The 21,829-nt window shown below is 63.6% G+C and carries 20 protein-coding genes; 9 read left to right on the top strand and 11 right to left on the bottom strand.

What is annotated here, in order from left to right:
• Window positions 1-177: 177 nt before the first annotated feature.
• The gene (gene dop, locus V6M39_RS08985; protein WP_332643479.1) at window positions 178-1,680 is read right to left on the bottom strand and encodes a depupylase/deamidase Dop; all 1,503 of its coding nucleotides are present in this window, start codon (window positions 1,678-1,680) and stop codon (window positions 178-180) included.
• A 99-nt stretch (window positions 1,681-1,779) separates the two neighbouring features.
• On the opposite strand from dop, the gene V6M39_RS08980 reads away from it, so the two are divergent.
• Window positions 1,780-2,619 (top strand): SDR family oxidoreductase, encoded by an 840-nt coding sequence (locus V6M39_RS08980; RefSeq protein WP_332643478.1) that lies wholly within the window; start codon window positions 1,780-1,782, stop codon window positions 2,617-2,619.
• 15 nt (window positions 2,620-2,634) lie between these two features.
• Here the strand turns inward: V6M39_RS08980 and V6M39_RS08975 are convergent, their stop codons facing one another.
• The 5 genes from V6M39_RS08975 to V6M39_RS08955 all read right to left on the bottom strand — a co-directional run bounded on the left by V6M39_RS08975 (window position 2,635) and on the right by V6M39_RS08955 (window position 7,262).
• Complete coding sequence (locus V6M39_RS08975) at window positions 2,635-3,075, bottom strand: VOC family protein (protein WP_332643477.1); 441 nt, start codon at window positions 3,073-3,075, stop codon at window positions 2,635-2,637.
• A 51-nt stretch (window positions 3,076-3,126) separates the two neighbouring features.
• The gene (locus tag V6M39_RS08970) at window positions 3,127-3,585 is read right to left on the bottom strand and encodes a GNAT family N-acetyltransferase (RefSeq protein WP_332643476.1); all 459 of its coding nucleotides are present in this window, start codon (window positions 3,583-3,585) and stop codon (window positions 3,127-3,129) included.
• Window positions 3,586-3,604: 19 nt separating this feature from the next.
• Window positions 3,605-5,341, bottom strand: a complete 1,737-nt coding sequence (arc, locus tag V6M39_RS08965) for a proteasome ATPase (RefSeq protein ID WP_332643475.1) — start codon at window positions 5,339-5,341, stop codon at window positions 3,605-3,607.
• Between the two features lie 86 nt (window positions 5,342-5,427).
• On the bottom strand, window positions 5,428-6,327 hold the full coding sequence (locus V6M39_RS08960; RefSeq protein WP_442880745.1) for a tRNA (adenine-N1)-methyltransferase: 900 nt from the start codon (window positions 6,325-6,327) through the stop codon (window positions 5,428-5,430).
• Window positions 6,324-7,262 carry a site-2 protease family protein gene (locus V6M39_RS08955; RefSeq protein WP_332643474.1) on the bottom strand — a complete coding sequence of 313 codons (939 nt, stop codon included), beginning with the start codon at window positions 7,260-7,262 and terminating at the stop codon, window positions 6,324-6,326. The genes V6M39_RS08960 and V6M39_RS08955 overlap by 4 nt, the downstream gene beginning before the upstream one ends.
• A gap of 67 nt (window positions 7,263-7,329) precedes the next feature.
• On the opposite strand from V6M39_RS08955, the gene V6M39_RS08950 reads away from it, so the two are divergent.
• Complete coding sequence (locus tag V6M39_RS08950) at window positions 7,330-8,193, top strand: RecB family exonuclease (RefSeq protein ID WP_332643473.1); 864 nt, start codon at window positions 7,330-7,332, stop codon at window positions 8,191-8,193.
• Window positions 8,194-8,198: 5 nt separating this feature from the next.
• On the opposite strand, the gene V6M39_RS08945 is transcribed toward V6M39_RS08950, so the two are convergent.
• Window positions 8,199-8,840: an HAD family hydrolase gene (locus V6M39_RS08945; RefSeq protein ID WP_332643472.1), complete on the bottom strand. Its 642-nt coding sequence runs from the start codon at window positions 8,838-8,840 to the stop codon at window positions 8,199-8,201.
• Window positions 8,841-9,015: 175 nt separating this feature from the next.
• Between V6M39_RS08945 and metH the strand changes: the two genes are divergently transcribed.
• The 3 genes from metH to V6M39_RS08930 all read left to right on the top strand — a co-directional run bounded on the left by metH (window position 9,016) and on the right by V6M39_RS08930 (window position 15,159).
• Entirely contained in the window at window positions 9,016-12,804 is a 3,789-nt protein-coding gene (metH, locus tag V6M39_RS08940; protein WP_332643471.1) for a methionine synthase, read from the top strand.
• A gap of 185 nt (window positions 12,805-12,989) precedes the next feature.
• The gene (locus V6M39_RS08935) at window positions 12,990-14,273 is read left to right on the top strand and encodes a hemolysin family protein (protein ID WP_332643470.1); all 1,284 of its coding nucleotides are present in this window, start codon (window positions 12,990-12,992) and stop codon (window positions 14,271-14,273) included.
• 34 nt (window positions 14,274-14,307) lie between these two features.
• Window positions 14,308-15,159, top strand: coding sequence for a PAC2 family protein (locus tag V6M39_RS08930; RefSeq protein ID WP_332643469.1), 852 nt, complete (start codon window positions 14,308-14,310; stop codon window positions 15,157-15,159).
• A 1-nt stretch (window position 15,160) separates the two neighbouring features.
• Here the strand turns inward: V6M39_RS08930 and mshC are convergent, their stop codons facing one another.
• A complete protein-coding gene (mshC, locus tag V6M39_RS08925; protein ID WP_332643468.1) occupies window positions 15,161-16,384 on the bottom strand; it encodes a cysteine--1-D-myo-inosityl 2-amino-2-deoxy-alpha-D-glucopyranoside ligase in 1,224 nt (407 codons plus the stop codon).
• A 74-nt stretch (window positions 16,385-16,458) separates the two neighbouring features.
• Here mshC and corA point away from each other — a divergent pair, with 74 nt between their 5' ends.
• A complete protein-coding gene (gene corA, locus V6M39_RS08920) occupies window positions 16,459-17,418 on the top strand; it encodes a magnesium/cobalt transporter CorA (protein ID WP_332643467.1) in 960 nt (319 codons plus the stop codon).
• Here the strand turns inward: corA and V6M39_RS08915 are convergent.
• Window positions 17,415-18,248 (bottom strand): undecaprenyl-diphosphate phosphatase, encoded by an 834-nt coding sequence (locus tag V6M39_RS08915; protein ID WP_332643466.1) that lies wholly within the window; start codon window positions 18,246-18,248, stop codon window positions 17,415-17,417. The two genes, corA and V6M39_RS08915, sit on opposite strands and share 4 nt — an antisense overlap.
• 49 nt (window positions 18,249-18,297) lie before the next feature.
• Here V6M39_RS08915 and V6M39_RS08910 point away from each other — a divergent pair, with 49 nt between their 5' ends.
• Both V6M39_RS08910 and V6M39_RS08905 read left to right on the top strand, forming a co-directional pair.
• Window positions 18,298-19,251: an aldo/keto reductase gene (locus V6M39_RS08910; RefSeq protein ID WP_332643465.1), complete on the top strand. Its 954-nt coding sequence runs from the start codon at window positions 18,298-18,300 to the stop codon at window positions 19,249-19,251.
• 23 nt (window positions 19,252-19,274) lie between these two features.
• Window positions 19,275-19,460 (top strand): DUF5703 family protein, encoded by a 186-nt coding sequence (locus V6M39_RS08905; protein WP_332643464.1) that lies wholly within the window; start codon window positions 19,275-19,277, stop codon window positions 19,458-19,460.
• A gap of 14 nt (window positions 19,461-19,474) precedes the next feature.
• On the opposite strand, the gene V6M39_RS08900 is transcribed toward V6M39_RS08905, so the two are convergent.
• Window positions 19,475-20,767: a M20/M25/M40 family metallo-hydrolase gene (locus tag V6M39_RS08900; protein ID WP_332643463.1), complete on the bottom strand. Its 1,293-nt coding sequence runs from the start codon at window positions 20,765-20,767 to the stop codon at window positions 19,475-19,477.
• A gap of 43 nt (window positions 20,768-20,810) precedes the next feature.
• Between V6M39_RS08900 and V6M39_RS08895 the strand changes: the two genes are divergently transcribed.
• Window positions 20,811-21,377, top strand: a complete 567-nt coding sequence (locus V6M39_RS08895) for a dihydrofolate reductase family protein (protein ID WP_332643462.1) — start codon at window positions 20,811-20,813, stop codon at window positions 21,375-21,377.
• Here V6M39_RS08895 and V6M39_RS08890 read toward each other — a convergent pair.
• Entirely contained in the window at window positions 21,374-21,769 is a 396-nt protein-coding gene (locus V6M39_RS08890) for an SRPBCC family protein (protein ID WP_332643461.1), read from the bottom strand. The genes V6M39_RS08895 and V6M39_RS08890 overlap by 4 nt on opposite strands.
• Window positions 21,770-21,829: the final 60 nt, after the last annotated feature.

Genomic DNA, 21,829 nt, shown 5'->3' with positions numbered 1-21,829 from the left:
TCGATCTCGTCGAGGATCGAGTCGACGTCATCGTCGAGCTTGACCTTCTGCTCGACGTCGACCTCAGTCGTCTCGGCCGTGACTTCGGGCTCGGTCGACTTGCGCGTGTTCTTGTGCTGCTGCTCTGACATGACTCAACCCTATATCGCCGCGGAAGCGCTGAGGGGTGATCTTGCGCTAGCGGCGGGTGATTGCTGCAAACAGCTCGGATGCCGTCTTGCTGGTCTCGAACAGCTCCCCCACGTGTTCCGCGGTGCCCCGGAGAGGTTCCATCGTCGGGATGCGCTGCAGCGAGTCGTGGCCCGGGAGGTCGAAGATCACTGAGTCCCACGAGGCGGCGGCGATGTCCTTGGAGAATTTTGCGAGGCACATGCCACGGAAGTATGCGCGCGTGTCATGAGGAGGATCGGTGACCGCAGCCGCGATCCGCTCTTCGGTGATGAGTCGCTCCATGCGTCCCGTGCGTACGAGCTGGTGATAGAGCCCCTTGTGTAGCCGAATGTCGTGATATTGCACGTCGACCAGGTGCAGCTTGGCATGGTCCCAGTCGAGGCCGTCACGCTCTCGATAACGCTCGAGCAGTGCCAGCTTGGCGACCCAGTCGAGCTCACGGACACATTCCATCGGATCGCGAGCCAGCCGTACGAGGACGCTCTCCCACCGTTCGAGGATGTCGTCGGTCTGCTCGTCGGAGCCTTCGCGAGCCACGAATGCCTTGGCCAGCTCGAGGTAGGCGCCTTGCATCTCCAGCGCCGTCATCTGCCGACCGTCGGCTAGCTCGACCTTTTGAGTGAGCGTCGGGTCGTACGAGATGTCGTGCAGCGCTGTGACGGGCGCAGCGAGCGAGAGATTGCCAGTGACGAAGCCGGCCTCGATCATCGCGAGCACCAGCGAGGTGGTGCCGTGCTTGAGATAGATCGCCGTCTCGGAGCAGTTGGCGTCGCCGATGATGACGTGGAGTCTGCGGTACTTCTTGGGATCGGCATGGGGCTCGTCGCGGGTGTTGATGATCGGGCGCTTGAGCGTCGTCTCGAGGCCGACGCCGACCTCGAAGTAGTCGGCGCGCTGGCTGACCTGGAACGCGTGGACGCTGCCGTCCTGCTTCTGGCCGACGCGACCGGCACCCGTGAAGACCTGGCGTGACACAAAGAACGGCGTGAGGTGCTCGACGATCTGCTCGAAGGGGACATCGCGTCGCATCAGGTAGTTCTCGTGTGAACCGTACGAGGCGCCCTTGTTGTCGATGTTGTTCTTGTAGAGCACGATCGGTGCGGTGTTGGGGATCTGCGCCGCCAGCTCGGCTCCGAGTCGCATGACGTTCTCGCCGGCCTTCTCCCAGATCACGACGTCCATCGGATTGGTGACCTCGGGGCTGGAGTACTCCGGGTGTGCGTGATCGACATACAGGCGTGCGCCGTTGGTCAGGATGATGTTGGCGAGGCCCATGTCCTCGTCGGTGAGCTGTGACGGGTCGGCGATCTCGCGGCTCAGGTCGAATCCGCGTGCGTCACGCAGCGGGTTCTCCTCCTCGAAATCCCAGCGCGCTCGCCGTGTGAGCCCGTGCGCGGCGGCGTACGAGTTGACGACATGAGTCGACGCGACCATCGGATTGGCGTGCGGCTGCCCCTGTACGGCGATGCCGTACTCGACTTCACTCCCCTGCACGCGCCTCACAGTCATGAGCCCACCCTACGGTCGGCCGCACTGACACCGTCTGCGCCTGGCTCGAATGTCGGAGTGTCGGTGGACAGCGAAACTGAAACGTGTTCTAGTTTTCCCATGACTGACACGTTTGGAACTGGAATCCTCGCGGGCAAGGTGGCGTTTGTCGCCGGCGGCACCCGCGGCATGAACCTGCAGATTGCCCGTCGTTACGCCGAGCATGGCGCCAAGGTCGCCGTGCTGAGCCGCAACCAGGAGCGCGTTGACGCTGCCGTGGACGAGCTCAAGCAGATCGGTGGCGAAGTACGCGGCTACGCCGGAGATGTACGCGACTACGACCAGATCGACGCAGCCATGAAGGCCACCGCCGCAGAGCTCGGCAACATCGACCTCGTCGTCGCCGGTCAGGCCGGCAACTTCTACGCCCCCGCCGCCGAGATGTCGGCCAACGGCTTCAAGGCCGTCGTAGACATCGACCTGGTCGGCACGTTCAACGTCTTCCGTGCCAGCTACGACGTGCTCAACAAGCGGGGCGCGTCGATGATCGCGATCACCGCTCCCGAGGCCGTACGTCCACTCAACTTCCAGGCGCACGTGTGCGCGGCCAAGGCCGGCGTCAACATGCTGATCAAGGTGCTGGCACTCGAGTGGGGCCCCGAGGGCATCCGCGTCAACGGCATCTCCCCCGGCCCGATCGAGGGCTCATGGGGCATGGAGAACGTTGTCTCGCCGACCCAGGAGATGAAGGACCACATCGGCCAGTCCATGCCGCTACGTCGCTGGGGCACCGTTGACGACGTTGCCGACAGCGCGCTCTTCCTGTCGTCGGACGCGGCGTCGTACATCACTGCGACGATCCTCGACACCGACGGTGGCGCCGTGATCTCCGTCCCGAACACGGACAAAGCCGACAAGAACGACGTCCGGGTCAAGGGCCGCGGCCACAAGGTCGAGTAGCCACGCCCGTTCGGGTTAGCTGAGCTGTTCAGCCAGCCCGACGAAGATCCCGGCCGGGCCACGCACGTAGCAAAGGCGGTATGAGTCCTCATATCGGGCGATCTTGCCGACGAGCTCGGCTCCGTGAGCACCCAGTCGGTCAACGACATCGTCGATGTCCTCGACGGCGAACATGACTCGGTGCGTGCCAAGCGTGTGGTGAGGCCGAGTCGGTTGTGCGTTGTCTATCGCGGTTGGATTCCGGTACTTGGCTAGTTCGAGCCGGCCGTGCCCGTCAGGGGTACGCATCATGGCAATGTCGCAGCTGGCGTCCTCGAGACCCATGCAGTCGTCCATGAACTGGCCCTCGACCTGCGCCTCGCCCTCTAGCTCCAGGCCGAGCTCTTCAAAGAAGGCGACCGCGGCCTTCATGTCGTCGACGACGATGCCGACATTGTCCAGGCGCTGAATCGCCATGTTGACCCCTTTGGTTGCGGCAGGTGTACCCAGGACGTCGCGAATGACGCGCTAGAGCGCCTTGCCAAGGTGGACGCTGAGCTCTTCCTCGGCGTAGAACCCGAACGCGGGAATGTCCGTGTATCCAGCAGAGCGGTAGAGCTCGATCGCTTCGGGCTGCTCGAGGCCCGTCTCGAGGATCAACCTGGCGAAGCCTGCCTCGCGCGCGGTGCTCTCGATCATGTCGAGCACCTCGCGTGCCAGTCCGCGACGCTGGAACTGCGGTCGCACGTACATCCGTCGGATCTCTGCGTCATCGCCGTGGCGACGCCATCCGCCCATCGCAGCAGGCACGCCGTCGACGTAGACCACGAAGAACTGACCAACCGGAGGCACGAACTCGGCAGCGTCGATCGGGTTGATGTCTCCACCCTCTGAGCCGTAGCGACGTACGTACTCCAGTTGCACCTCGTCGGTCAGCAGTTGCGCGTCGGCGCTGTCGTACGCGGCAACGCGCAGCTCGTGCTCCATGACTGCCAAAAAGGTGCCGTCAGAGGTATTGGCCGGTGTTGGCGACCGTGTCGATCGACCGGCCCGGCTCGTTGCCGCTCTTGCCCGAGATGAGGGTGCGGATGAACACGATGCGCTCACCCTTCTTGCCCGAGATCCGCGCCCAGTCATCGGGGTTGGTCGTGTTGGGCAGATCCTCGTTCTCCTTGAACTCATCGAGGCACGCCTGCAGCATGTGCTGAATGCGCAGACCCTTCTGACCGCTCTCAAGGAGATCCTTGATCGCCATCTTCTTGGCCCGGTCAACGATGTTCTGGATCATGGCTCCGGAGTTGAAGTCCTTGAAGTACAGGACTTCCTTGTCTCCGTTGGCGTACGTGACTTCGAGGAACTGGTTGTCCTCTGACTCGGTGTACATCCGCTCGACGGTGCGCTGGATCATCCCGTTGGTGCAAGCGACACGATCACCGCTCCACTCCGCCAAGTCCTCAGCATGAAGCGGCAGGTTGGGCGTGAGGTATTTGCTGAAGATGTCACGTGCAGACTCGGCGTCAGGACGCTCGATCTTGATCTTCACGTCGAGACGACCAGGACGCAGGATCGCGGGGTCGATCATGTCCTCACGGTTGGACGCACCGATCACGAGGACGTTTTCGAGTCCTTCGACACCATCGATCTCGCTGAGCAGCTGCGGCACGATGGTGTTCTCGACATCGGAGGAGACGCCTGAGCCGCGGGTGCGGAACAGCGAATCCATCTCGTCGAAGAACACGATGACTGGTGTGCCCTCGCTGGCCTTTTCGCGGGCGCGCTGGAACACCAAGCGGATGTGCCGCTCGGTCTCGCCGACGTACTTGTTGAGCAGCTCGGGACCCTTGATGTTGAGGAAGTAGGAACGACCTTCTTCACCGGTGCGCTCTGAGACCTTCTTCGCGAGTGACGCGGCGACCGCCTTGGCGATCAGCGTCTTGCCGCAACCCGGAGGGCCGTAGAGCAGCACACCCTTGGGCGGCTTGAGCTCGTGCTCGATGAACAGCTCGGGGTGCAGGTAGGGCATCTCAACGGCATCGCGGATCGACTCGATCTGACTCTTGAGTCCACCGATGCTGTCGTAGTCGATGTCCGGGACCTCTTCGAGGACAAGCTCCTCGACCTCGCTCTTGGGCACGCGTTCGTAGACATAGCCGGAGCGGCTGTCGAGCAGTAGTGAGTCGCCAGGGCGGATCTTGAGTCCGAGCAACGGCTCGGCCAGACGTACGACGCGCTCTTCGTCGGCATTGCCCATCACCAGGGCGCGCTCACCGTCGGCGAGGATCTCCTTGAGCGAGACGACTTCGCCGGTCTGCTCGAAGTCGAGCGCCATGACGACGTTCATCGCTTCGTTGAGGATGAGTTCCTGACCCTTGCGGAGGTTGTCCTTGTCGACTGTGGGGCTGACGTTGACTCGAAGTTTTCGTCCCCCGGTGAACACGTCGACCGAGTCGTCGTCGTTGCGCTTGAGGAAGGTTCCGAAGCCGGTCGGCGGCTGTGCGAGCCGGTCGACCTCTTCCTTGAGGGTGACGATCTGATCGCGCGCTTCGCGCAGCGTCGACGTAAGTCGCTCGTTCTGGGCGTTGGTGGCCGAGAGCTTGGCTTCGATCTCGCTGAGACGCGAGTCAGTGGAACCCTCAGTGCCGAGCCTGCGGCGGAGGTGTTCGACTTCCGCGCGCAAGTAGCCAAGCTCCTGCTCGGTCTCGCTGGTCTGACCACGCTTCTGGACGGGCTCGTTCTCGGTCATAGCCACCTCCTGCTCGTACGGCCGACACTACCTGTCTGCCCCACGCGAATGGGTGTCATCTCAGACACACAGAGGTGTCGTTTTTCTTACGACTCCTCTTCGACCTCAACGCCGAAGGGACGCGGGCCCTTGTAATCGGGGCCATACGCACCCGGTGCGGGGCGACGCGACTTCTCCAATGACTGCTGCCCCGGAGCCATCCTGCGTGCCGTGACGAGGAAGGCAGTGTGCCCGTTCATCTTGTGGTCTGGGCGGACCGAGAGGCCTTCGAGGTGCCAGCTTCGCTCGAGCGTCTCCCAGGCGTGCGGCTCGGTGAACCCGCCGTCGGCGCGGATGCTCTCCACAAACAGCGAAAGCTGTGTGGTCGTGGCGACGTAAGCGCAGATGATCCCACCTGGCACGAGTCGTTCGACCGCGAGCGGGATGCAGCTCCAGGGATCGACCATGTCGAGGATGAGTCGATCGATCTCGGTCTCCGTGATCGCTTCCTTGACGTCACCGACGGTGAGGGTCCAGCCCGGCACATCCGTTCCGGCGACCTGCTCGACGTTGCGACGTACGTTCTCGGCGAACTCTTCGCGGATCTCGTACGAGCCCAGAGTTCCCTCCGGGCCGATTGCGCGAAGGAGGTAGGACGTCAGGCTGCCCGAGCCGGCACCGGCCTCGACAACCCGCGCGCCGGGATAGATGTCGGCCATCGTGATGATCTGAGAGGCGTCCTTTGGATAGATGATCGCTGCGCCACGCGGCATCGACACGACGTACTCGAACAGCAGCGGTCTGAAGACTTGGTAGAACGCGCCCATCGACGACTCGATGACTATGCCTTCGGGGTGCCCGATCATGTCGTCGTGATTGAGCTGCCCCTTCTTGGTCGAGAACTGTGCACCGGCCTCGAGCTTGAGGTTGTGCTTGCGACCCTTGGGGTCGCTGAGTCGTACCCACTCCCCCTCGACCAAGGCGCCACTGCGCATACCGGCGCTCACCTGCTGGCCCTGTAGGCATCGTCGACGGCGCGAGCCGAGAGCGACCCCACGACCGAACCGTCCGCCTCGGTGAGCGTATAGACGTCAGCTGGATGTGCGGCCATCGCGCGCAGCAGGGCTGAGCCATGAAGATCGGCTGACAATCGAGGAGCTCCTTCGGGAGGCGGTTGCTGGGTATCAACAATTGAGCGGGCCACAAGCATGTTGATTCGCGACGAACGGCTGGCGTTGCGCAGCGCATCGCTGGCTCCCTGCCAGAGGAACCACCCGACGAGCAAGGCGATCGCGAGGTTGACCCCCAGCCGGTTGTCGCCGTCACGGTTCAGCAGTGCGAACGCGACGACGCCGACGGCTGCGGTTCGGCCGATCCAAGCGGCAATCCGTACGCCCGTCTCCTCGCGTCCGGTGACTTGCCAGATGATCGCGCGGAACACGCGGCCGCCATCGAGTGGCAGACCGGGAAGCATGTTGAAGATGGCGACCAGGATGTTGACGTAGCCGACGGACCAGAGGATGTCCGAGGTCGTGCCGTCCGTCGACCGGGACAGCGACAGCGACGAGACCCCGATGCCGAGCGACGTGAGTGGGCCGGAGATCGAGATCCACAGCTCCTGCCAAGGCGTACGACTCTCGCCCTCGATGAGGGTCTCGCCACCCAGCAGATGCAGGGTGACAGATTGGACCCGCATGCCGAACTGACGCGCGGCAAACACGTGGGCGAGCTCGTGAACAAAGACCGAGACGTACAACGCGATGACGAACACTGCTGCGAGTGCGTACGGATTGGCGTACGACCTGTCATCGAAGCGTGGTGCGAAGAGGGCAATGAGCACAACGCCCATCAGCACGATCGACGGCTTGATGAGCAGATCTACTCCACCTACACGACCGAGACGCCACGTGCCGGCGGGTTTGGGAAGGGGTCGCTCGTTCACTGGCCCAACCTATCGCCTCACCGCGTGGTTCCTGATTTCAGTCAGTGGCCGGGGCTAGCCTGCAGGAATGGACGCACCACAGCTTGAGCTTCACGACGTGACACCGGGTGTCACCGTCCGCAGCTCGCTGTCTCCAAGTCGTGCGGGCGACTTTCTCGCGTGCCCGCTGCGCTATCGACTGCGGGTGATTGATCGGCTGCCCGAGCCCGCGGACGCGGTGATGGTTCGCGGCACCTTGGTGCACGCGGTGCTCGAGGATCTGCTGGCCGAGCCGGCCGAGAGTCGCACGCTCGACCAGGCCGTCAAGCTCTTGCCGACCGAATGGGACAAGCTTCGCGAGGAGGAGCCGCGTCTCGCTGAGCTGTTCACGTCCGAGCAAGCTGCTGACGAGACCGAGTGGCTGGCCTCAGCGATCACCCTGCTCGAGACCTACTTCCGCATGGAGGATCCGCGCTATCTGGGGCCTCACACCCGCGAGGAGAAGATCTCCTTTGAGCACGAGTCCGGGCTGACGTTCGCCGGCATCGTCGACCGCATCGACATTGCGCCAGACGGACGCATTCGCGTCGTCGACTACAAGACCGGCAAGGCCCCCAACCCTCTCTACGAGGACAAGGCGCTGTTCCAGATGAAGTTCTACGCGCTCGTCATCTGGCGCACGCGCGGCATCCTGCCAACGCTGCTGCAGCTCATGTACATCGGCGACGGCTCGTTCCTCACCTATGAGCCGAAGGAAGACGAGCTCCTTGCGACTGAGCGCAAGGTGTTGGCCCTGTGGGATGCCATTGCCACTGCTGTTGAGCGTCGTGACTTCCCCGCCAAGAAGAGCGGGCTGTGCAAGTGGTGCTCCCACCAGGCGATCTGTCCTGAATGGGGCGGCACTCCCCCGCCATTCCCCGAGATCGTGCCGGAAGTCCCGCTCGTTCCTTAGTCGGCTCAGTCAAACAGGGCGCGGAGGGCGTCAGGTGTCACGTACTCCAGGGTCGGCAATTGTGTTCGCCGCGGCGCGTCGGGGACGTTGACGAAGTGCGGGACCACAAGCACCTGACAACCAGCGGCGTTGGCAGAGGTCGCGCCCGTGCCCGAGTCTTCGATGGCCAGGCAGTCGGCTGCATCGACACCGAGTAGCTCGGCCGCCATCAGGTATGGCTCCGGGTGTGGCTTGCCGTTGGTGACGATGTCGCCGGTGACGACGGCAGAGAAGGGAGTCCGCGCGGTGATCGGTTCCGCGATCGATGCGTACGACATCGTCACCAGAGCCTGCGGCGTTCCTTCCGCGTGCACTTCGTGGATGAGCTCGTGCGCACCCGGTCGCCAAGGGATCTCTTCGCGAAGAGCCGTTGCCAGCCGGAGTACGAGGAAGTCGACGATCTCCTCCGCCGACATGTCGGCGTCCAGGCGCTTCTTGATGTAGTGGCCGGACCCGATCAGGGTGTTGCCGACCAGCGCGAGACCGTCCTCCTGGGTCCAGGTCTTGCCGTAGCGCTCGGCGAGCTCGTGCTCGCCTGCCATCCAGAGCGGTTCGCTGTCGATGATCGTTCCGTCGAGGTCCCAGAGAACGGCGGCGTAGGTGCTCACGCGTCCACGGTAGACGTACGCGCCGACGCCGCGTTTCACGGATTGGCTACTGCACAGATCCGTTGACGTGAAGTGGCACAATGGAGGCTCAGTTCGGGATCCCCCGAGGCCCAGGCGAGCCCGCCGCCGGCTGGAGATCCCCAGCATTCCTGCCGATCTTCCACAAGGAGTGCTCGTGTCCAGCACCCAGCACCACCGTCCCGATGCCACCGAGGCTCTGACAGCCCTGCTGCAGAGCCGCATTCTGGTGCTCGACGGAGCGATGGGTACGGCCATCCAGCGGGACCGTCCCGACGAGGCCGGCTACCGCGGCGAGCGGTTCAAGGACTGGCCCAGCGACGTGCAGGGCAACAACGACTTGCTGACGTTGACCGCACCCGAGATCATCGGTGACATCCACCGCGAGTACCTCGAAGCCGGCGCGGACATCATCGAGACCAACACGTTCAACGCCAATGCCGTTTCGCTGTCCGACTACGGCATGGAGGAGTTCTCGTACGAGTTCAACTACGAGTCGGCCAAGCTGGCCCGGGCGATCTGCGACGAGGTCGGCACGGCTGACAAGCCGCGATACGTCGCCGGCGCACTCGGCCCCACCACGCGTACGGCATCCATCTCCCCCGACGTCAACGACCCCAGCGCGCGCAATGTCTCCTACGACCAGCTCGTCGACGCCTACGCGGAAGCCACTCGCGCGCTGCTCGATGGCGGCTCCGATCTGATCTTCATCGAGACAATCTTTGACACGCTCAACGCCAAGGCAGCGATCTCGGCCGTCGAGAAGGTGTTCACCGAGTACGGCCGTCGCTGGCCCATCGTCATCTCCGGCACGATCACGGACGCGTCGGGTCGTACGCTCTCGGGCCAGACCACAGAGGCGTTCTGGCACTCCGTACGCCACTCCAAGCCGTTGCTCGTGGGACTCAACTGCGCACTCGGTGCCAAGGAAATGCGCCCCTACATCTCCGAGATGTCACGCGTCGCTGACACGTTCGTGTCGGCGTACCCGAACGCAGGTCTGCCCAATGCGTTCGGTGAGTACGACGAAGCGCCCGAGGAGACCGCGGCGATCGTCGCGGAGTTCGCCGATGCCGGCTTCGTCAACCTCGTCGGCGGGTGTTGCGGCACGACGCCCGCTCACATCGCGGAGATCGCCAAGCAGGTCGACGGCAAAGCGCCGCGCAGCGTGCCCGAGTCCAAGGAAGCGTTGCGACTGTCGGGCCTGGAGCCGTTCTCGGTCGTCGAGGACACCCTGTTCGTCAATGTCGGCGAGCGCACCAACATCACTGGCTCGGCGCGCTTCCGCAACCTGATCAAGGCCGGCGACTACACCACCGCGCTCGCCGTTGCCCGTCAGCAGGTCGAGGCTGGCGCTCAGGTCATCGACATCAACATGGATGAAGGCATGATCGACGGCGTTGAAGCGATGGATCGCTTCACCAAGCTGATCGCCACCGAGCCCGACATCTGTCGTGTCCCGACGATGATCGACTCCTCCAAGTGGGATGTCATCGAGGCCGGTCTCAAGAACGTCCAGGGCAAGTCGATCGTCAACTCGATCTCGCTGAAGGAAGGCGAGGAGAAGTTCGTACGAGAGGCCGAGCTGTGTCGTACGTACGGCGCCGCTGCCGTCGTCATGGCCTTTGACGAGGAGGGCCAGGCCGACAACTTGGAGCGCCGCAAGCAGATCTGCGAGCGCGCCTACCGGATCCTCGTCGATCAGGTCGGATTCCCGGCCGAGGACATCATCTTCGACCCCAACGTGTTCGCCGTCGCGACGGGCATCGAGGAGCACGCCAACTACGGGCTCGACTTCATCGAGGCGACTCGGTGGATCAAGGAGAACCTGCCTGGTGCCAAGGTGTCGGGCGGTGTCTCGAACGTGTCGTTCTCGTTCCGCGGCAACAATCCCGTACGCGAGGCGATCCATGCGGTGTTCCTGTACCACGCGATTGGCGCTGGAATGGACATGGGAATCGTCAATGCCGGCGCTCTCGAGGTCTATGACGAGGTGCCCGAGCTTCTGCGCGAGCGTATCGAGGACGTCATCCTCAACCGCCGCTCCGACAGCACCGAACGCCTCCTCGAGATCGCCGCAGACTTCGCCGGCGATGGTTCGGTCAAGGAAGTGGCATCCGAGGAATGGCGCTCACTCCCCGTCACTGAGCGCATCACGCACGCCCTGGTCAAGGGCATCGACGAGTTTGCCGAGGAAGACACCGAAGAACTACGCAAGATCATCTCCGAGCGCGGTGGCCGACCGATCGAGGTCATCGAAGGGCCGCTGATGGACGGTATGAACGTCGTCGGCGACCTGTTTGGCGAGGGCAAGATGTTCCTCCCGCAGGTCGTGAAGTCGGCGCGCGTCATGAAGAAGGCCGTCGCCTACCTGTTGCCCTTCATCGAAGCCGAGAAGCAGCCGGGCGATGCCGAACGCACCAACGGCAAGGTCGTCATGGCGACCGTCAAGGGCGATGTCCACGACATCGGCAAGAACATCGTCGGTGTGGTTCTGCAGTGCAACAACTACGACGTCGTCGACCTCGGCGTGATGGTGCCTGCCCAGAAGATCCTCGATGCGGCCAAGGCAGAGGGTGCCGATGTCATCGGCCTTTCTGGTCTGATCACGCCGTCGTTGGACGAGATGGTCAACCTCGCATCGGAGATGGAGCGTCAGGGATTCGACATCCCGCTGCTCATCGGTGGCGCTACGACGTCGCGCGCGCATACAGCCGTGAAGGTCGACCAGAAGTACCACGGCCCGGTGGTCTGGGTGAAGGATGCATCGCGCTCCGTCCCCGTCGTCGCCGCGCTGCTGTCTGACGAGCAGCGACCGAAGCTGCTCGCGGAGACCGCTGCCGACTACGACTCGCTGCGTGAGCGCCACGCTGCTCGCCAAGATGCTCGCTCGCTGCTGTCGATCGCGGCGGCGCGCGAGAACGCGACGCCGATTGACTGGACCGGTTACCAGCCACCACGCCCCCGCATGTTGGCCAAGCAGGCGCGCGACTCGCATACCGACGACTACCACCTGTCCGGTGCGCCGACTCAGTTCGTCAAGACGTTCAGTGACTACTCGCTCGATGAGCTGCGCAAGTACATCGACTGGCAGCCGTTCTTCAACGCCTGGGAGATGAAGGGCAAGTTCCCCGACATCCTCAACAGCCCGACGACGGGTGAAGCCGCTCGCAAGCTGTATGACGACGGCCAGGCCATGCTCGACCGGTTGATCGAGGAGAAGTGGATCCGCGCCAACGGTGTGTTCGGCCTCTTCCCGGCCAGCCAGATCGACAACGACGCGATCGAGGTCTACACAGACGAGTCGCGCACCGAGGTGCTGACGGTCCTCAACCAGCTGCGTCAGCAGGGCGAGCACCGCGAAGGCGTACCCAACCGCTCGCTCGCTGACTTCATCGCGCCCAAGGAGACGGGTCTGCGCGACTACGTCGGCGCGTTCGCTGTGACGGCCGGCGTAGGCATCACCGACAAGATCATGGAGTTCAAGAAGGAGCTCGACGACTACAGTGCGATCCTTCTGGAGTCACTGGCTGATCGTCTTGCCGAAGCGTTCGCCGAGCGCATGCACGAACGCGTACGCAAGGAATTCTGGGCTCACGCTCCGCACGAGGCACTCGACAACGAGGACCTCATCAAGGAGAAGTACGAAGGCATCCGCCCGGCGCCGGGCTATCCCGCCTGCCCTGAGCACACCGAGAAGCAGCGCATCTGGGAGCTCCTGGATGTCGAGGCCAACACCGGTATCGAGCTCACGGAGAGCATGGCGATGTGGCCAGGCGCTGCCGTCAGCGGTCTCTACTTCTCGCATCCGCAGTCGCAGTACTTCGTTGTCGGGCGCATTGGTCGCGACCAGGTCGAGGACTACGCCGAGCGCAAGGGCTGGTCCGTGGACGAGGCCGAGAAGTGGCTCTCCCCCAACCTCGGTTATCGCACAGAGAACGAATAGAGCCGCTGCGCTCGCCTACGCCTTCCTCGCTCTGAGTGCTTGGTTGCTCTTTGACCTCAGAGGCTCCGGTGGTCGGTGACACTTCCGGCCCGCGTTGGTCTTGGCTGCAGATTCACTAGACTTCTGCGCATGAAGCCTCGAAGACCCGATGCCCGCACCACCGACCGAATCGGTGGTGGGCACTGATGGATCAACAGACTCTTCTCAACTTCGGTCTCGTACTTATCTTTGTGCTGATCGGCGGAGTGTTTGCAGCAACAGAGATGGCGCTCGTTTCGCTTCGGCCAAGTCAGCTCGATCGGCTTGAACAGCAAGGTCCGCGCGGTGCGAAGGTCGCATCTCTGGCTCGTGATCCCAATACGTTTCTCGCCGCGGTCCAAATCGGTGTCACAGTGGCCGGGTTCCTTTCGGCTGCGTACGGCGCCTCGACTCTCGCGCCTGATTTTGCGCACGTCTTCACACGGCTCGGGCTCTCGACCAATGCGGCCGAGAACATCGCCCTTGTGTTGATGACACTGCTCATCGCCTACTTGTCGCTGGTGCTCGGCGAGCTCGTGCCCAAACGCTTCGCCCTGCAGAAGTCCGCGGGCCTCGCCACTGTGGTTGCTCCTCCGCTCTCGCGATTCGCGTCGCTCATGCGTCCTGTGATCTGGTTCCTCTCGCTGTCGACGAACGTCGTGGTCCGTCTGCTCCGAGGCAATCCACACGCCACGAATGAGGAGATGAGTGAAGACGAGTTGCGGGACCTCGTGGGCGGCCACGAAGGACTCGAGGACGACGAGCGACGGATCATGCAGGACGTCTTCGCTGCCACCAAGCGAACGGTCAAGGAAGTCATGCAGCCGCGCCATAGCGTTGACTTCCTTTCAGGCTCCGCGAGCCTGGTCGATGCGTCTGCTGCGATCCAGGACCAACCTCACTCCCGCTATCCCGTGACCGGCGCGTCGGTCGATGACGTGCTCGGATTCGTCCACGTACGTGACCTGCTGCAGTCCGAGGCGGATCCCGGCACCCTTGTGGGGACCCTGGTCAGGGACATCCCGGTGTTTCCTGGCACGAACCGGATATTGCCTGCCATGGCGTCGATGCGTCGCGAAGGTGTGCACATTGCGTTGGTCGTCGACGAATACGGTGGAACGGATGGAATCGTGACACTCGAGGACATGGTTGAGGAACTTGTCGGCGAGATCCGAGACGAGTACGACCTGCCGGTCGAGGCAGATGATCTGCGCACTGCCGGACTCTTTGACGGCGGCCTGAACATCGAAGATTTTGCTGAGGCCTCCGGTATCGAACTCACCGACGGCCCGTACGAGACTGTTGCGGGGTTCATCGTCGATCGACTCGGCCGACTGCCCGTCATCGATGACTCTGTTCAGGTTGAGAATGCAACTTTGAGCGTCGCTGGTCTCGATGGGTTCCGCATCTCACAGATCAAGGTGGTTCGCACTGAGGTGGACGAGGCTTGAGCTCTGGCTCCACGCGCGGGGCTAGGCTGGCACGGTGAGTGAGCCGATCGACATACCGCCGCTGAGGGATCCGTGGATGGTCGCGGCATTCGAAGGGTGGAACGACGCGGCTGACGCAGCATCCGGCGCCGTCGATCACCTCATCGAGGAATGGGACGCCGAACTGCTCATCGAGCTCGACCCTGAGGACTACTACGACTTTCAGGTGCACCGTCCGCACGTCACGACTGACGAGGATGACGAACGCATCATCGTGTGGCCGGCTCCTTCGATCTTCCATGCCCGGCCGCGGCGCAGCGACCGCGATGTCCTGCTTCTTCGTGCTCCCGAGCCCAACTTCCGGTGGGGCGCGTTCTGCTCGACTGTCATCGGAGTTGCCAAGCTCGCTGGCGTCAGCGAGCTCATCACCCTTGGCGCGCTTCTCGCAGACTCTCCGCACACTCGCCCAGTGCCGGTGAGCGGGTCGACGTCCGACAAGGCACTGATGGAACGTATGTCTCTCCAACCGTCGCGCTACACCGGCCCGATCGGCATCACGACGGTTCTGAACGACACGGCGGCTCGCGAAGGCATCGCCACGGCGTCGCTGTGGGCCGCAGTTCCCCACTACCTTGCCGAACCTCCATGCCCCAAGGCCACGCTTGCCCTGCTGGGCTCGCTCGAGGACGCTGTCGGCATACCGCTCCCCCAGGGCGTACTCGTCGAAATGACCGATGCCTGGCAGCGCGGAGCAGAAGACCTCGCCTCACGGGACTCCGAGATTGCGGAGTACGTCGAGGCGCTCGAGCAGGAACGCGACACCAGCGACCTGCCAGAGGCAAGCGGCGATGCGATCGCGCGAGAGTTCGAGCGCTATCTCCGCCGCCGTACCGACGACCCGGAGTGAGCTAGAGAAGCACGCCGAGCAGGGCATCGGCTGCTGCACGTGCGGTGGTGCCGGCGTTCTGATCGTCCCCAGATCGTGAGGCCCAGGAGTCGATGGCCGCGAGAGCCGCAGGGGCGTCGAGGTCGTTGGTCATTGCTGCCCTGATCTCGGCGAGCAGGTCTTCGCCGGACGGCCCCGTGGGTCGCTCAACGGCCGTCCGCCAAGCCGCGAGTCGCTTCTCGGCTTCGTCGATCTCGCCACCGAACCATTCCCAGTCACTCCGGTAGTGGTGGGCGAGCAGTGCAAGTCGGATCGCCATCGGATCGCGGCCATCAGCACGGAGCTTGGATACGAGGACCAGGTTGCCCTTGGACTTCGACATCTTCTCGCCCTCAAAGCCGACCATGCCTGCGTGAACGTACGCGCGGGCGAAGGGCTCATGCGTTGCGACAGACGCCTCCGAGGCCGACATCTCGTGGTGCGGGAAGACGAGGTCAGAGCCACCGCCTTGTACGTCGAACGCCGTGCCGAGGTTCTCCAGAGCAATCGCCGCGCACTCGATGTGCCATCCCGGGCGACCGCGGCCGAGGCGGGTGTCCCAGGACGGCTCGCCCGGACGCTCGGCGAGCCACAGGAGGCAATCGAGCGGGTGCTTCTTGCCTGCACGCTCGGGGTCTCCCCCGCGCTCGGGGAAGATTCGCAGCATCGTCTCTTCGTCGAAGCCCGACACTGTGCCGAAGGCTGCATCAGCGTGGACGTCGAAGTACAGGTCGTCGTCCACTCGATAGACGGCGCCAGCCGCATCGAGCTTGTCGATCAGGTCAACCACAATGTCAATCGACTCAACGGCTCCGACATACGCGGCTGGAGCGAGAATGCGGAGCGCCGTCATGTCGTCGCGGAACAGCTGGGTCTCTCGTTCTGCGAGCTCGACCCAGTCGACGCCAGTGGCTGTCGCGCGCTCCAGTAGCGGGTCGTCAACATCGGTGACGTTCTGGGTGTACGTGACGTCGAGCCCACGATCGAGCCACACGCGTTGCAGCAGATCGAAGGCCAGGTAGGTCGATGCGTGGCCCAGATGAGTCGCGTCGTACGGCGTGATTCCGCAAACGTACAAGCGCGCGCTGCTCTCTGGGTCGCTGGCGGCGAGGCCCTTGTTCGCGGTGTCGTGGATCTGGACGGCCGGACCGTGCCCGAACCCGAGATCGCCGAGAGACGGGACCGCGGGTGACGTCCAGCTACGCATGGGTCGAGCGTATCGGGAGGGCGCACACGGCATGTCTGCGGCTTGACCGCGATGAGCGGGTTCAGAATGACGACGTGATCATTGACTGCGCCGTCTACCGGAACGGTGTCCGCGAATCCACCGAGCACGACACCGAGTCGCTCGAAGCTGCGCTCGCAGGCCTGGGCAAAGATGACTTCCTGTGGATCGGCATCGGGAATCCTCAGACGTTCGAGCTCGAACGTGTCGCAGCGACGCTCGGCCTTCACCCGCTCGCGGTGGAGGACGCGCTGGAGGCGCACCAGCGACCGAAAGTCGAGAGGTACACCGATCACCTGTTCATGTCGCTGCGCACTGTCCGCTACAGCGACGACGACATCACGACTCACGAGGTCAACATCTTCATGGGCGCAAACTTCCTGCTCACAGTCCGCCGCGGCGGACCAGATCTCAGAAACGCCCGCAAGGCTGCGGAGAGCAGGATCGAGCCAATGTCCCACGGCCCTACGGCTGCATTGCATGCCGTGGTCGACTCAATTGTGGACGGGTATGAGGACGTCGCTGCGGAGCTTGAGACGGACGTCGAAGAGGTCGAGACGTCCGTGTTCTCCAATAGGCCGTCAAGCGACTCAACCCGCATCTATCGCCTGAAGCGCGAGACGCTTGAGTTCCGACGGGCAGTCATGCCCCTGCGCGACCCGGTCGAACGGTTCGCGACGGGGTCGATGCCTGAGGATTCACGCCCGTACTTTCGCGACATCGCCGATCATCTGGCCCGGGCGGCTGATGCCATCGACACCATCGACAAGCTGCTCGACAACGCCCTCAACGCCCACTTGGCGCAGCTGAGCGTCCAGCAGAACGCCGACATGCGCAAGTTGACCGCGGGCGCCACGATCTTCGCCGTGCCGACCGCGATCGCCGGAATCTATGGCATGAACTTCGAGCACATGCCCGAGCTCAAGTGGACTCTTGGCTATCCCCTGGTCATCGCTGTCACCGCTGGCATATGCGGCTACATCTACTGGCGTTTCAAGCGCTCCGGCTGGCTCTAGCCGACGGTGGTGCTGGCACCGATGACGCCTGCGGCAACGAGGACGAGGACCAGCGTGCCGAGCGCAATGCGATAGGCCACGAACGGCGCGTACGAACGCGTACTCACGTACTTGAGCAGCCAGTGGATGACGGCGAGGCCGACGACGAACGAGACAACGGTTCCGACGATGGTTGGGCCGACTCCGTACGCGTTCTCGCCTCCGATGTCCTTCAGCTTGAAGATGCCCGCGCCGACCACGGCCGGGATCGCGAGGAGGAACGCGTAGCGCGTTGCAGCAGCGCGCTCATATCCCAGGAACAAGCCCATGCTGATCGTGGCGCCTGAACGAGAGACACCAGGAACCAACGCGCCGGCTTGGGCGAAGCCGAGCAGGATGGCGTGACGCATCGTGAGCTGTTCGATGGGGCGACTCTTTCGACCCACCCGCTCGGCGATGCCGAGCACGATGCCCAGCACGACCAAGGTGCTGCCGATGACCCACAGATTGCGGAACTCGCGGTCGATCAGGTCCTGGAGTGCGATGCCGAGGGCAACTATCGGCATCGAGCCGATGATGATGAACCAGCCCATCCGCCACTCGGGCGCTTCACGGGCGACACGTGAGAAGACTCCACGTACCCAGCCCGACCCGATGGTCCAGATGTCCTTCCAGAAGTACAGGACGACGGCCAGCTCCGTGCCGATCTGGATCACCGCCGTGTATGCCGCGCCGGGATCGTCCCACCCGAAGAACTTCGGGAAGATCGCTAGATGTGCGCTGCTGGAGATGGGAAGGAATTCGGTCAGGCCCTGAATGACACCCAGAACCACGGCACGGAGAAAGTCCACCGTGCGAGCCTACCGGCGACTCAAGCGCTCCCGGACTAGCGTTGCGTGCATGCAGTATCGCCGCGTTGGTCGCTCGGGCCTCGAGGTCTCGCGGCTCGCCCTCGGCACGATGTCGTGGGGTGCTGCGGTCGACGCGTACGAGGCTGAGGACCAGCTCAAGACCTTCCTCGATGCCGGCGGCACCCTGGTTGACACCGCGCCGATCTATGGCGACGGCAACTGCGAGGAACTGCTCGGCACCCTGCTTGCCAAGACCGGCGTACGCGATCGGATCGTGCTTGCAGGCAAGGCTGCGCTGGTTCATCGCAACGGCGAGGTCGAACGCGATGCGTCCCGCAAGACGCTGCTCGAACAGCTGGACTTGTCGCTCAGGCAGCTCGGCACAGATCACCTCGACCTGTGGCAGATCCATCGGTGGGACGAGCGCACACCGATCGAGGAGACGCTTGCGACACTCGAGCAGGTTGTTCGCAGCGGCAAGGTCACATATGTCGGCATCTCCAACTTCACCGGCTGGCAGACCTCCTTGGCTCACACGTGGCTGGCCGGTCGACCGGATGCCCTGCCGATCATCAGCACCCAGATGGAGTACTCGCTGCTGCATCGCGAACCCGAGGCCGAAGTGTTCGCCGCGGCTGAGCACCACGGGATGGGAATCCTCGCGTGGTCGCCCCTGGGACGCGGCGTGCTCACCGGCAAGTACCGGGCGGGCATTCCTGCCGACTCGCGTGCTGCCGATCCCGGGTGGGGCGACTTCGTCTCGCGCTACCTCACACCAGCCAAGTCGGCAGTCGTCGAAGCTGCAGCGCGCGCCTCAGAAGGCCTCGGCGTCACCGTTGCTCACGTCTCGCTGTCCTGGCTGCTGGCCCGGCCGGGCGTTGCCTCGGCCATCGTCGGTGCGCGTACGACGGCGCAGTTGCAAGAAAGCCTCGCCTCTGAGGAGCTCGAGCTTCCACCGGAGATCGTTCAGGCTCTCGACGACGTGTCGGGAGTCTCTCGCTAGTCACATTGATGGGAAGGGCACAGATGATCGAGTACGAGTTCTGGAACCTGACGATCCCGCGCACGCAGTCACGCCAGGCGGTGTGTCGCCTGCTGACCGACGCGGCGGAGTATCACGGCTGGGAGCTCGACCGATTGCGCAAGGACGGCGCAGGCGAACGAACGATCGTACTGCGCCGCAAGATCATGCGCATGCGCAGCACCCTCTAGATCAGGTTCAGGCCCTAAACCAGATCCAAGAAGGCGTCGAACACCCTCGAACCGAACTCGAGCGCGTCGACAGGCACTCGCTCGTCGACACCGTGGAACAGTGCCGTGAAGTCGAGGTCACCTGGCAGGCGCAGCGGCGTGAATCCGTATGACGTGATGCCGAGCTTGTGCCAGGCCTTGGCATCGGTGCCACCTGACATCAGGAATGGGGCGATGTGCGCCTCGGGGTCCTGACTGTGGAGAGCGACAGTCATGGCATCGACCAGGTCGCCTTCAAACGCATACTCCAGTGCCGCATCAGTGATATAGGGCTCCACGGTGATCGAGTCACCGACGAGTCCCTGGACGGTCGGGATGAACGAGTCAGCGTGGCCTGGCAGGTAGCGGCCGTCGACGTACGCGACGGCTTCGCCCGGGATCACGTTGTGCTTGTAGCCCGCCTGCAGCATGGTCGCGTTGGTCGTGTTGCGGATGCCGGCGCCGATCATGCGGATGGCAGGGCCGAAGTGCTCAAGCAGCTCGTCGGGGGTGCCGTCGGTGCCGGTCAGCTCACGAACCTTGGTGAGCAGGAGCTCCATCGACGGACCGGGCTCGGCCGGCCAGTCGTGTGCTCCCAGAGCGAGCAGCCCGCTGGCGAGGTGAGTGATGGCGTTGTCGGCGTTGCGCATCGAGCCATGGCCGGCAGTGCCACGTGAGCGCAGCCGCATCCAGGCGATGCCCTTCTCACCGGTCTCGATCAGGTAGAGGCGCTGACCACCGATCTCGGTGGAGAACCCTCCCACCTCGCCGATTGCCTCGGTGCAGCCCTCGAACAATCCGGGATGCTCCTCGACGAGCCAGTGCGCACCGAGGACTCCCCCGGCTTCCTCATCGGCCGTGAACACCAGAGTGATCGGACGGTCAGGAATTGCACCAGCGCGCTGACGGGCGCGTACGACCGACAGCAGCATCGCGTCAAAATCCTTCATGTCGACCGCACCTCTGCCGAACAGATAGCCATCGACAACTTCCGCTGCGAACGGGTCGACCGACCAGTCGTCGGCCTGTGCCGGTACGACGTCAAGGTGCCCATGGATCAGCAGACCGGGCTTGGGTGAGTCCTGGTTGCCCCAACGCGCGACGAGGCTGGCGCGGCCGGATTCGGACTCGAAGATCTCAGATTCAATCCCCACCTCAGCGAGGGAGGCTGCGACGTACTCGGCGGCCTTGCGCTCCCCCGGACCGGAGTCATCACCGAAGTTCGAGGTGTCGATCCTGATCAGATCTCGACAGATCTCGAGTACTTCAGTTTCCGGTGTGTGCCCCATACGTTGATCCTACGTCCGTCACACGACCATCGGGAGGTCACGCATGAGCCGACTCATCCTTGCCATGACGACATCGTTGGATGGCTTCGCCACCGGCCCAGACATCAGCATTGAAGACGCCATGGGCGTTGGAGGTGAAGCTCTTCACGAGTGGATTTTCGGCGACGATCCGACCGACAAACGCGTTGCCAAAAGCCTGTCTGCTGGAGTCGGTGCCTGCATCGTGGGCCGCACGATGCACGACCTCGGCGTCCCCCACTGGGAAGACGTGCCCTACCCGCTGCCCACCGTGGTGCTGACGCATGAAGAGCTGCCTGACCGGCAGATGAAGAGTGATGCGTTCAGGTACGTGTCGGGCATCCCGGCGGCGGTCGAGCGCGCCAAGGAGCTTGCCGGGGAGCAGGACGTGCTCGTGATGGGTGGCTCGAACATCGCCCAGCAGTTCGTCAATGCGGGGCTGATCGACGAGATCCGGCTCAGCATCGCCCACATCTTGCTGGGTGACGGCGTACGTCTCTTCGACCAGCTGGCAGTGACGCCAGGGCTGGAGACGGTGTCCTCGGAGTCGAGTGCGTTGGCCACCCACCTGGTGCTGCGGACAATCCCCTAGCCGAGCAGCCCATCGATCACCCCGCTGAAGAGCTTGGCGCTGGACAGGCGTACGAACCAGTCGAACAGACGTGGCACTCCGGTCACCCTGATCTCTTCACGCCAGGTGACCCGGCTCCCCTCGCCGTGTGCCTCGACCGAGAGCTCAGCCCATCCCTTGACGACTCGACCACGCTTCTCGAGTCGGCAGAATGACGGCTCGTTCCAGGTCACCACGTCCATCGGATCATCGAATCCAATCGGTCCGACGCCCGTACGCGCGAGGAATCCGTCAGGTGTTCGCGTCACCTTGGTCAGCGGCACGAACCGGCCGTGAGCAGGCCAATCGGTGACTCGGCGCCACGCCTCATCAGGGCTGAGGCGTACCTCGCGGACGATCTCGATCTGGGCCACGGCACGATGGTATGCATGCGCACCATGCCGTTCACCTCGATCGACGACGTCAAGGCCAAG

Origin of the sequence: Aeromicrobium sp., from assembly GCF_036675695.1 — a bacterium.
Taxonomy (GTDB): domain Bacteria; phylum Actinomycetota; class Actinomycetes; order Propionibacteriales; family Nocardioidaceae; genus Aeromicrobium.
The sequence above is the reverse complement of the archived record's forward strand: the minus strand, read 5'-3'. Positions and strand labels throughout refer to the sequence as shown.

What these genes read in the sequence shown, in the direction of transcription:
- dop (WP_332643479.1), bottom strand. Translation starts at nt 1,680, where the DNA reads ATGACTGTGAGGCGCGTGCAGGGGAGTGAAGTCGAGTACGGCATCGCC.
- V6M39_RS08980 (WP_332643478.1), top strand. Translation starts at nt 1,780, where the DNA reads ATGACTGACACGTTTGGAACTGGAATCCTCGCGGGCAAGGTGGCGTTT.
- V6M39_RS08975 (WP_332643477.1), bottom strand. Translation starts at nt 3,075, where the DNA reads ATGGCGATTCAGCGCCTGGACAATGTCGGCATCGTCGTCGACGACATG.
- V6M39_RS08970 (WP_332643476.1), bottom strand. Translation starts at nt 3,585, where the DNA reads ATGGAGCACGAGCTGCGCGTTGCCGCGTACGACAGCGCCGACGCGCAA.
- arc (WP_332643475.1), bottom strand. Translation starts at nt 5,341, where the DNA reads ATGACCGAGAACGAGCCCGTCCAGAAGCGTGGTCAGACCAGCGAGACC.
- V6M39_RS08950 (WP_332643473.1), top strand. Translation starts at nt 7,330, where the DNA reads ATGGACGCACCACAGCTTGAGCTTCACGACGTGACACCGGGTGTCACC.
- V6M39_RS08935 (WP_332643470.1), top strand. Translation starts at nt 12,990, where the DNA reads ATGGATCAACAGACTCTTCTCAACTTCGGTCTCGTACTTATCTTTGTG.
- mshC (WP_332643468.1), bottom strand. Translation starts at nt 16,384, where the DNA reads ATGCGTAGCTGGACGTCACCCGCGGTCCCGTCTCTCGGCGATCTCGGG.
- V6M39_RS08910 (WP_332643465.1), top strand. Translation starts at nt 18,298, where the DNA reads ATGCAGTATCGCCGCGTTGGTCGCTCGGGCCTCGAGGTCTCGCGGCTC.
- V6M39_RS08905 (WP_332643464.1), top strand. Translation starts at nt 19,275, where the DNA reads ATGATCGAGTACGAGTTCTGGAACCTGACGATCCCGCGCACGCAGTCA.
- V6M39_RS08900 (WP_332643463.1), bottom strand. Translation starts at nt 20,767, where the DNA reads ATGGGGCACACACCGGAAACTGAAGTACTCGAGATCTGTCGAGATCTG.
- V6M39_RS08895 (WP_332643462.1), top strand. Translation starts at nt 20,811, where the DNA reads ATGAGCCGACTCATCCTTGCCATGACGACATCGTTGGATGGCTTCGCC.